This window comes from Lysinibacillus sp. NPDC047702 (assembly GCF_050272555.1).
Taxonomy (GTDB): Bacteria; Bacillota; Bacilli; order Bacillales_A; family Planococcaceae; genus Lysinibacillus.
This window is the reverse complement of sequence record NZ_JBNNMG010000072.1, coordinates 21,328-27,741: the sequence shown is the minus strand read 5'-3', so window position 1 is coordinate 27,741 and position 6,414 is coordinate 21,328. Positions and strand designations below refer to the sequence as shown.

12 protein-coding genes are annotated in these 6,414 nt (G+C 35.6%); 1 reads left to right on the top strand and 11 read right to left on the bottom strand.

The window, feature by feature from the left end; translation table 11 throughout:
- The 11 genes from ACQKIM_RS23800 to ACQKIM_RS23750 all read right to left on the bottom strand — a co-directional run.
- A partial coding sequence (locus ACQKIM_RS23800) for a DUF6877 family protein (protein WP_427548730.1) occupies positions 1–118 on the bottom strand: 118 nt, incomplete at its 3' end.
- Positions 115–291 carry a hypothetical protein gene (locus ACQKIM_RS23795; RefSeq protein WP_427548728.1) on the bottom strand — a complete coding sequence of 59 codons (177 nt, stop codon included), beginning with the start codon at positions 289–291 and terminating at the stop codon, positions 115–117. The genes ACQKIM_RS23795 and ACQKIM_RS23800, both read right to left, overlap by 4 nt.
- Complete coding sequence (locus ACQKIM_RS23790; RefSeq protein ID WP_427548727.1) at positions 292–642, bottom strand: hypothetical protein; 351 nt, start codon at positions 640–642, stop codon at positions 292–294.
- Between the two features lie 129 nt (positions 643–771).
- Positions 772–1,746, bottom strand: coding sequence for a DnaD domain-containing protein (locus ACQKIM_RS23785; RefSeq protein ID WP_427548725.1), 975 nt, complete (start codon positions 1,744–1,746; stop codon positions 772–774).
- 184 nt (positions 1,747–1,930) lie between these two features.
- Positions 1,931–2,662: an ERF family protein gene (locus tag ACQKIM_RS23780; protein ID WP_427548723.1), complete on the bottom strand. Its 732-nt coding sequence runs from the start codon at positions 2,660–2,662 to the stop codon at positions 1,931–1,933.
- Positions 2,663–2,906: 244 nt separating this feature from the next.
- Positions 2,907–3,461, bottom strand: a complete 555-nt coding sequence (locus ACQKIM_RS23775; RefSeq protein ID WP_427548721.1) for a hypothetical protein — start codon at positions 3,459–3,461, stop codon at positions 2,907–2,909.
- A gap of 178 nt (positions 3,462–3,639) precedes the next feature.
- The gene (locus ACQKIM_RS23770; protein ID WP_427548719.1) at positions 3,640–3,900 is read right to left on the bottom strand and encodes a hypothetical protein; all 261 of its coding nucleotides are present in this window, start codon (positions 3,898–3,900) and stop codon (positions 3,640–3,642) included.
- Positions 3,888–4,184 (bottom strand): helix-turn-helix domain-containing protein, encoded by a 297-nt coding sequence (locus ACQKIM_RS23765; RefSeq protein ID WP_427548717.1) that lies wholly within the window; start codon positions 4,182–4,184, stop codon positions 3,888–3,890. Before ACQKIM_RS23765 ends, ACQKIM_RS23770 begins: the two co-directional genes overlap by 13 nt.
- 236 nt (positions 4,185–4,420) lie before the next feature.
- Positions 4,421–4,729: a hypothetical protein gene (locus ACQKIM_RS23760; protein WP_427548715.1), complete on the bottom strand. Its 309-nt coding sequence runs from the start codon at positions 4,727–4,729 to the stop codon at positions 4,421–4,423.
- Positions 4,729–5,466, bottom strand: coding sequence for an ORF6C domain-containing protein (locus ACQKIM_RS23755; RefSeq protein WP_427548714.1), 738 nt, complete (start codon positions 5,464–5,466; stop codon positions 4,729–4,731). Before ACQKIM_RS23755 ends, ACQKIM_RS23760 begins: the two co-directional genes overlap by 1 nt.
- A gap of 71 nt (positions 5,467–5,537) precedes the next feature.
- A complete protein-coding gene (locus tag ACQKIM_RS23750; RefSeq protein WP_427548712.1) occupies positions 5,538–5,783 on the bottom strand; it encodes a helix-turn-helix transcriptional regulator in 246 nt (81 codons plus the stop codon).
- 161 nt (positions 5,784–5,944) lie between these two features.
- Here ACQKIM_RS23750 and ACQKIM_RS23745 point away from each other — a divergent pair, with 161 nt between their 5' ends.
- Positions 5,945–6,403, top strand: coding sequence for a helix-turn-helix domain-containing protein (locus ACQKIM_RS23745; protein ID WP_427548710.1), 459 nt, complete (start codon positions 5,945–5,947; stop codon positions 6,401–6,403).
- Positions 6,404–6,414 lie beyond the last annotated feature (11 nt).

Genomic DNA, 6,414 nt, shown 5'->3' with positions numbered 1-6,414 from the left:
AATGTGGGCAATTACTGTCACTTAATCGCTTTTGTACGTCTTGTAGGACTGGAAGCGGGAACTCATACTCACTTATGAGTTTGTTGATGCGATCTACTACTTGCTCATTGGTAATCACACTCTAACCTCCCTACATAAACCAATAACTGCAATAAAATCACCAGGTAAAAATTCTATTTTTTTGATGGTTGTAATACGTGCTGAGTTTTCTTCAAACTCGATTTTTTCACCTACTTGAACAGTTCGAGGTTTTGTAACGATGCGGAATGGTACGGATTTAACTGGTGCCACCTACTCCTTCACCCCTTTGACATCTAAGCCAAACCACTCTGCTACTGCAAGCATCCCATTCAAGAAATCTTGCTCAAATCGAAGATCTGATTTTGAATATTTTTCATAAAAATAGTTAAAACGTTCTTCCGGACTTTCGGAAATTTTGTACCCAAACACTAAAATCTCAGCTAATTCATAATTTGATAAATGACTGATAGGTGCCAATAAATCTACATTCCTTGTGTCATGTGTTACACATTGTTGTTTGTAATTTGAAAATTTTTCTATCAAACGATCTGCTCCGTATTTTCTAACCAGTACATCCAAAGCATCTGCAACGGTTCTATTAACATTTACTTTTTCAGACATTTATGACTCCCCCTTAATGTTTAGTGATTGCTTTTAATAAAGCCCTGTCAGTAAGCTTGTCCAGTGATTTCCCTTTAGCTTGCAGTGCTTTTATTAAATGATTGCGGATTTTTTGATGTCTGCTCATAGTCATTCCGCCTTTCCTAACATAGCTAGTATTTTCTGTCGTTCTGCTTCAAAGTCCATAGGAGGTTTGGCTGGATCAGTTATTTCTGTTGGTGTAGCAGCATTATCAATATGTCTATCTTCAAACCATTCAGGCACCCGCTCCTTTCGTCTAGGTTGCTGATAAGTCCTTTGAGGTCTATTCTGCAGTTGAGCTTGCTGAGTTGCTTTTATGCGTTGATCTTTCCAACGCAAATCCTCCGCTTCGATTGCTTCAAGTGAGAACAACTTCTTATTCCACCAATCTTTTAAAATAGTTTCTACATAACCCCAGTTAGTTTTTCCGTTCATAACAGCTTTTTCCATAGCATGTATTACTAATGGTTCGGACATTTCATTAATCCAAGTGTCAATTTTCAATACAATCATGGAACCTAATGCCCCGAAATGATTTTGCTCATAAAAAGCGAAAGCATTTTTGGTAGGTGGTGTTGGCATTTTGGTCGGTGCGTAAGCAGGAGCCCTATAATCATTATTATTTTTTAATGTATTAGTACTTAGTAAATCAGTACTTGGTATATCAGTACTTAGTAGTTGCGGGTTTTCCGTTAACGGTTTATCCGTCGACGGTTTTTCCGGTAGCGGATTTCCCATGTACGGTTCATCCGGTGACGGGTTTTCCGTATGCGGTGAATCTATATACGGTACTTCATAGACAATCGTTATATAATCAAACTTTCCACCTTCAATACGACGGCGTTCTTTTTTTACATAGCCGTATTTCTGTAACTCTCTTAGCCCCGCTGTAAACGAGTCCTTGCCATCCTTTGCCCATTGCTGCATTTCCTCATTGTAAAAAGTCCAATCGTCTGGCTTAGAAAGCATAAATACATGTATGGCTTTTGCTTTCCAGCTCAGTCTAGTGTCTTGGATGGAAGTGTTGTTAATAACTGTATAATCCTTATTCTTTTCAACTCTTACGATGCTTCTGCTCTCCATCGTTTGCCCTCCTATAAAATCTCGTCTTTGCGCTCACATATTGCGAAACTACCACGTATTTCAGTAGTTCTGTAATGTGGATAGCGTTGCATGTATGTGAGCACCAGACGCCTAATTTCATCTTTATTTCCTTTTGCCTGCTCGAAAATCCATTGAGGCAATAACACTCTATGTGGTACATAATTCATTGAGATACTTGCATTTTGATAGCACGTAAATATTGAATTAATCTATCCGCTTCTTTCGTTGTTAAAATATCCGAATTCTTATCAGGAATTTTACATTTCTGCATGGCACCGTTATAAACGGTATTAGGATCTGAGCCATGAACTTCAGCAACTTCACTCAACAAGTTTGCTATTGCATTAAATTGTTCTTGAGTCCTCAGTCCTGTAGGATTTGATTGATTTTGTGGTGGTGCTTCATGTTGTTTGTTCTGTGGTTGATTATTTCCACTACTTGAATGACCACTTGTATTACGAGCATCTGGATCGTCTGCATCCGTAGGTAAATTGAAAAATTTTATAATAAAATAACGTTCGCTGTATGTTAGCCCGCTTCCAAATGCTTTCGAAACGTCATCTTGAGCACCTGTATAATAAAATGGCACTTCGATAATATCTTTGGGATCATCTGCATTCATCCAGACATATGTCATACTTCCATAAACGATAAAATCCAATTTATCTTTACCATATTTATCTTTGTATGGATGTTCTTTAAAATGTTGATCCAATACTTTAGGAATTAGTAACACACCTAAATCGTTCATAGTGTTTTGAATCTTAGATAATACTTGCGAGTTTGATACATAACTGTAGTTGTAGCCCTGTGCATCTTTTGTAAACCCACCGATATTACGGCGAACCTCTACAAGCTTTTGAGCTAAAGTCAATGGCTTTTCTTGACTATTCATGAACATATCCTCCTAGTTGATTTTTGGAAGTCCGTAACGTAAAATAGTTAGTAACTATTATTTGAAAGTTTCTTTTTTAGGACTGCTGCTGGAACAGTAGTCCTTTTTAATTTTCATCACCCTTTCAGCATAGATTGATGGCTAGTCCCATCAAGCAGCTTGTAAATTCCCAGTAGGAAGCGGCTAACCAACCATTTACAAACTGCTTGACGAGAGCGAGTTTGACTCGCAATCGCCTAATCATTTAATTTGTATTAACCATTTCCCGAGCAATAAAGAAATTTCCGAAACTGTCTCTTTCAGGCAACCCATTTTCTTGATAATTGAGAGTAGCAGCTTCAAGAACCATTTCTTGTCCACAATCTCTACAATTTACAATTTCATCCTTTTCATTTACGTATCTCTTGCCCTTACTTCCACATTCACACCAATAATAGGCTCTGTAACGATTAGTACCGTCATCTTCCACTTTTATACCAGTAACCCAATGTTCTTCAGGCTGTTGAATCAACTCAGCTATAGGTGTATTCAAAGTTCGTTCGTCATTGATTTTAGGAAGTATCTTTGAAGATAATTTTGTTACAGTAGTCATTTTTTCATTGGACTGAGTATTTTCATTTTTTGAAACTGGTTGTTTGAAGTCTATTTTCTTAATAGGAGATTTGTTAATAGAATTGTTGTTATTACCATCTAGGCTATTTAATGTTAAAAAGAAACCTTTGATAATATCGCTCATGTGAAAATCTTGAATGTTTTCTGCCTTTAATTTAGAATCTTGTAATGAAACTTCAATATTCATAGTGACCTCCTGAGTTTTGTGATATAATAGGTTTTGTATATGTTAGTCGCTGTTTAATCGTGCATCCGATTAAGCAGCTTTTTTTATTAGCGACCAACGAACTGACAGCTTTCTACTGGAAGCGAAGTAAAGAGCAATCAATTTTTCATTTGTTGTCATTGCTTCCCATGATTTTTTTCTAATGAACATTCCTTTTCAACTCCTCTGGTAAGATTCCACGAGAATCTAAATTATTGATAAGCCACATAAAGTTGTTGTGATCTCTGATATGAGCTTCAACACGAGATATAGTAATTGATATGTTTTTAATTTTTTGACCACATTCTGCGGCTTCTTTTAATTGACCGCGATTGTTATGTTCATTGATAGCGGTATACAAATCCTCTCTACAAGCCTTTAATTTTGCTATTTCTAGCTCAAGCTTTTTTAAAGCATCCATCCAGACATTCCTCCTATAAACATTGGTATTGCGGGCATTATTTGAGTTGCAGTATTCAATAAATCAACTCCAAACAAGACTGATGCTAGATGTGCATCTGAATTAGTAATACGAGTCCAAAGCATAAAAGTCTCTATATCAATAATTTTCCGACCACTTTCATATTTGCTTACATGTGATTGGGAAATATTCAGCTTATCTGCAATTTCTTCCTGAGTCATTTCTGCATTTTTTCGAAATTTTTTTAGTAGTTTTCGATAATCCAATGCACTTAATAAATTCAATCTGTCCACCTCCTCGCTTAGTCGGAAATTGACTATAGTTGAAAATGGACTACTAATTACCAATTGATGCTAATAAACTTGAATTATAAGCAATGAAAAAATTGCTTATAAACATTTAAGAGGTTGTTTGCCCCAACCCCTTAAAAGATTGGTAGTATTTATAGAGGCGATTTGCCCTCGCCTCTCTTGATGTCTTTTGATTCCTCAACATGTTGCGTACCTGTCCGGGTATGTTTTTATGCAAATTGATTATTAAGTATCTCTTCGAGAACTATGGCTGTGGGTTCTGATAACCACACCCGCTTAAATCTCGGTCCAAGTTGTCTTTGATGAACCTTCATACGAGGATCACATGTAATATACTTTTCCAAAGATGCTTTACTGTATCTTGTTTCACGTACTAGATCATCAATATCCCAGTACATTGTGCGTTCTGTGATTGTTTCTTGTGCCATTTGGTCATATCTTTCTAGTAATTCTTTTTTTGTAAGTCCAGCTGTTTTCAAAACCATTTGAGACAAATCATTATCATATAGAGTCACCATTAGATGGCACCCCCTTCAATAAGTTTTAATTCCTGTTGGTTATAAGAATTAATTTCCATTCTGAGTGTTGTAGAGGGCTGCCACATAGAGATAAATTTGATGCTTTCTGCAAACCTTGTCTTTGGAATTTCTCCATACCGAGGTACTTCAAAATGGTTTTTAAAGTCTCTCCAAAAAGCAGAAAACACTTGTCGGCTTACTTTTTTATAGGCAGTAGATTCTTTTCCACCTAGTGCTATTACAATCACTTCTCGAGCTCGCTTATTTATTTGGGCTTCTTGATTGCCATCTATACGCATTGTGTCTACTAGTGTTTGAACAGTTTGCTTGACTTCGTTTACTTCTACTTTCAATGTTTCTACTTCTTCAGAAGTTTCCAATGATAGTCTCATAGAAGCTTTTAGCTGTTCTTTTTCTGATAATGGTTGTGGTTGAAGTTGCTCCTCCATTGCATTAAAAGCTTGAATGTACTTTAATTTAAACTCTAGTGATTTATGACCATTGAAGCCCATTGCTAAGAGCGTGAAGCCGTCTCGATTCGTGTAATACATTTTGTAAGACTGCTTATTTTGTGGATGCTCGTAAGTATCTTCAAAGAACATATGTTGGGTATGCTCAGTTTTGAGCAACCCTTCAATATCCCTTAAAACATTGCGATGTTCCTTGTTAAATGATTCTGCAATTTGCAATGAGGTTGTAACTACCTGACGATTTTGAATAACGACTAATTGATTCATGATATTACCTCCTTCTGTCTGTGTCGTTTTCAATACTTATTTAGTTGGTGAAAAGGGGTTTATATTTACTTTTATGCCGTTCTATCCCCTTTTGGCAAGTTGTTATTAAAAATAAAAAGTTCTTCAAAGGTTAACTCAGGAAACCGCTTCAAAATTCCAGCAATAAATTTGCTACCTGGATTCCGCTTACCGTTTAAAACTCTATTCACTGTACTATGTGCAACACCAATTAATTTTGCAAATTCACGTTCAGTTAAATTGTTTTGTTTTAAATAGTCACTTAAAAAGTCTTTTCTAATTTGAATATCTTGATTCATTACCTCACCTTCCCTTTTGGCAATTGCCTTATGGCATAAATATAAAACATTTTTCCCCTTTTGGCAACACATTTTTTGATTTTTCTTTTCATTTAATTGCCTTTTGGGAATGAAACTGCTTAATATTTAGATATTACATAATGTTGGAGGTGATTTTTTCTATGAATAATTTCGGGGAATATTTAAAATCTATTCGTGCAAAAAAAAGTTTAACTATAAATCAACTTTCCTTATATTCAGGAATAAGTTCTTCACAGCTATCAAGAATAGAAACAGGAAAACGAGGTGTACCTAAACCTCCTACAATTGAAAAATTGGCCCATGCTCTTAAAATAGATTACAACGAACTAATGAAAGCAGCTGGTTATATTGACTACAACGGTGAAATGTTACCCCCATTAACAGAAAAAGATGAAAAAGACTTAAAAAAGGATTTGGAGAAAGTTCTTAATGGTGTGGATAGTGGTAGTTATGCTAACTATGATGGTTTAACATTAGACGATTTAGATGAGGAAGATCGAGAACTTTTATTAGCATCCATAGAAAACTCCATGAGACTAGCAAAAAGATTAGCTAAGAAAAAATTTACACCTAAAAAATACAGGGTAGATAAAGAGTAATAAAGGGGCTT

Coding starts and splice junctions, on each gene's coding strand:
- ACQKIM_RS23790 (WP_427548727.1), bottom strand. CDS start 642: ATGTCTGAAAAAGTAAATGTTAATAGAACCGTTGCAGATGCTTTGGAT.
- ACQKIM_RS23785 (WP_427548725.1), bottom strand. CDS start 1,746: ATGGAGAGCAGAAGCATCGTAAGAGTTGAAAAGAATAAGGATTATACA.
- ACQKIM_RS23780 (WP_427548723.1), bottom strand. CDS start 2,662: ATGAATAGTCAAGAAAAGCCATTGACTTTAGCTCAAAAGCTTGTAGAG.
- ACQKIM_RS23775 (WP_427548721.1), bottom strand. CDS start 3,461: ATGAATATTGAAGTTTCATTACAAGATTCTAAATTAAAGGCAGAAAAC.
- ACQKIM_RS23770 (WP_427548719.1), bottom strand. CDS start 3,900: ATGGATGCTTTAAAAAAGCTTGAGCTAGAAATAGCAAAATTAAAGGCT.
- ACQKIM_RS23760 (WP_427548715.1), bottom strand. CDS start 4,729: ATGGTGACTCTATATGATAATGATTTGTCTCAAATGGTTTTGAAAACA.
- ACQKIM_RS23755 (WP_427548714.1), bottom strand. CDS start 5,466: ATGAATCAATTAGTCGTTATTCAAAATCGTCAGGTAGTTACAACCTCA.
- ACQKIM_RS23750 (WP_427548712.1), bottom strand. CDS start 5,783: ATGAATCAAGATATTCAAATTAGAAAAGACTTTTTAAGTGACTATTTA.
- ACQKIM_RS23745 (WP_427548710.1), top strand. CDS start 5,945: ATGAATAATTTCGGGGAATATTTAAAATCTATTCGTGCAAAAAAAAGT.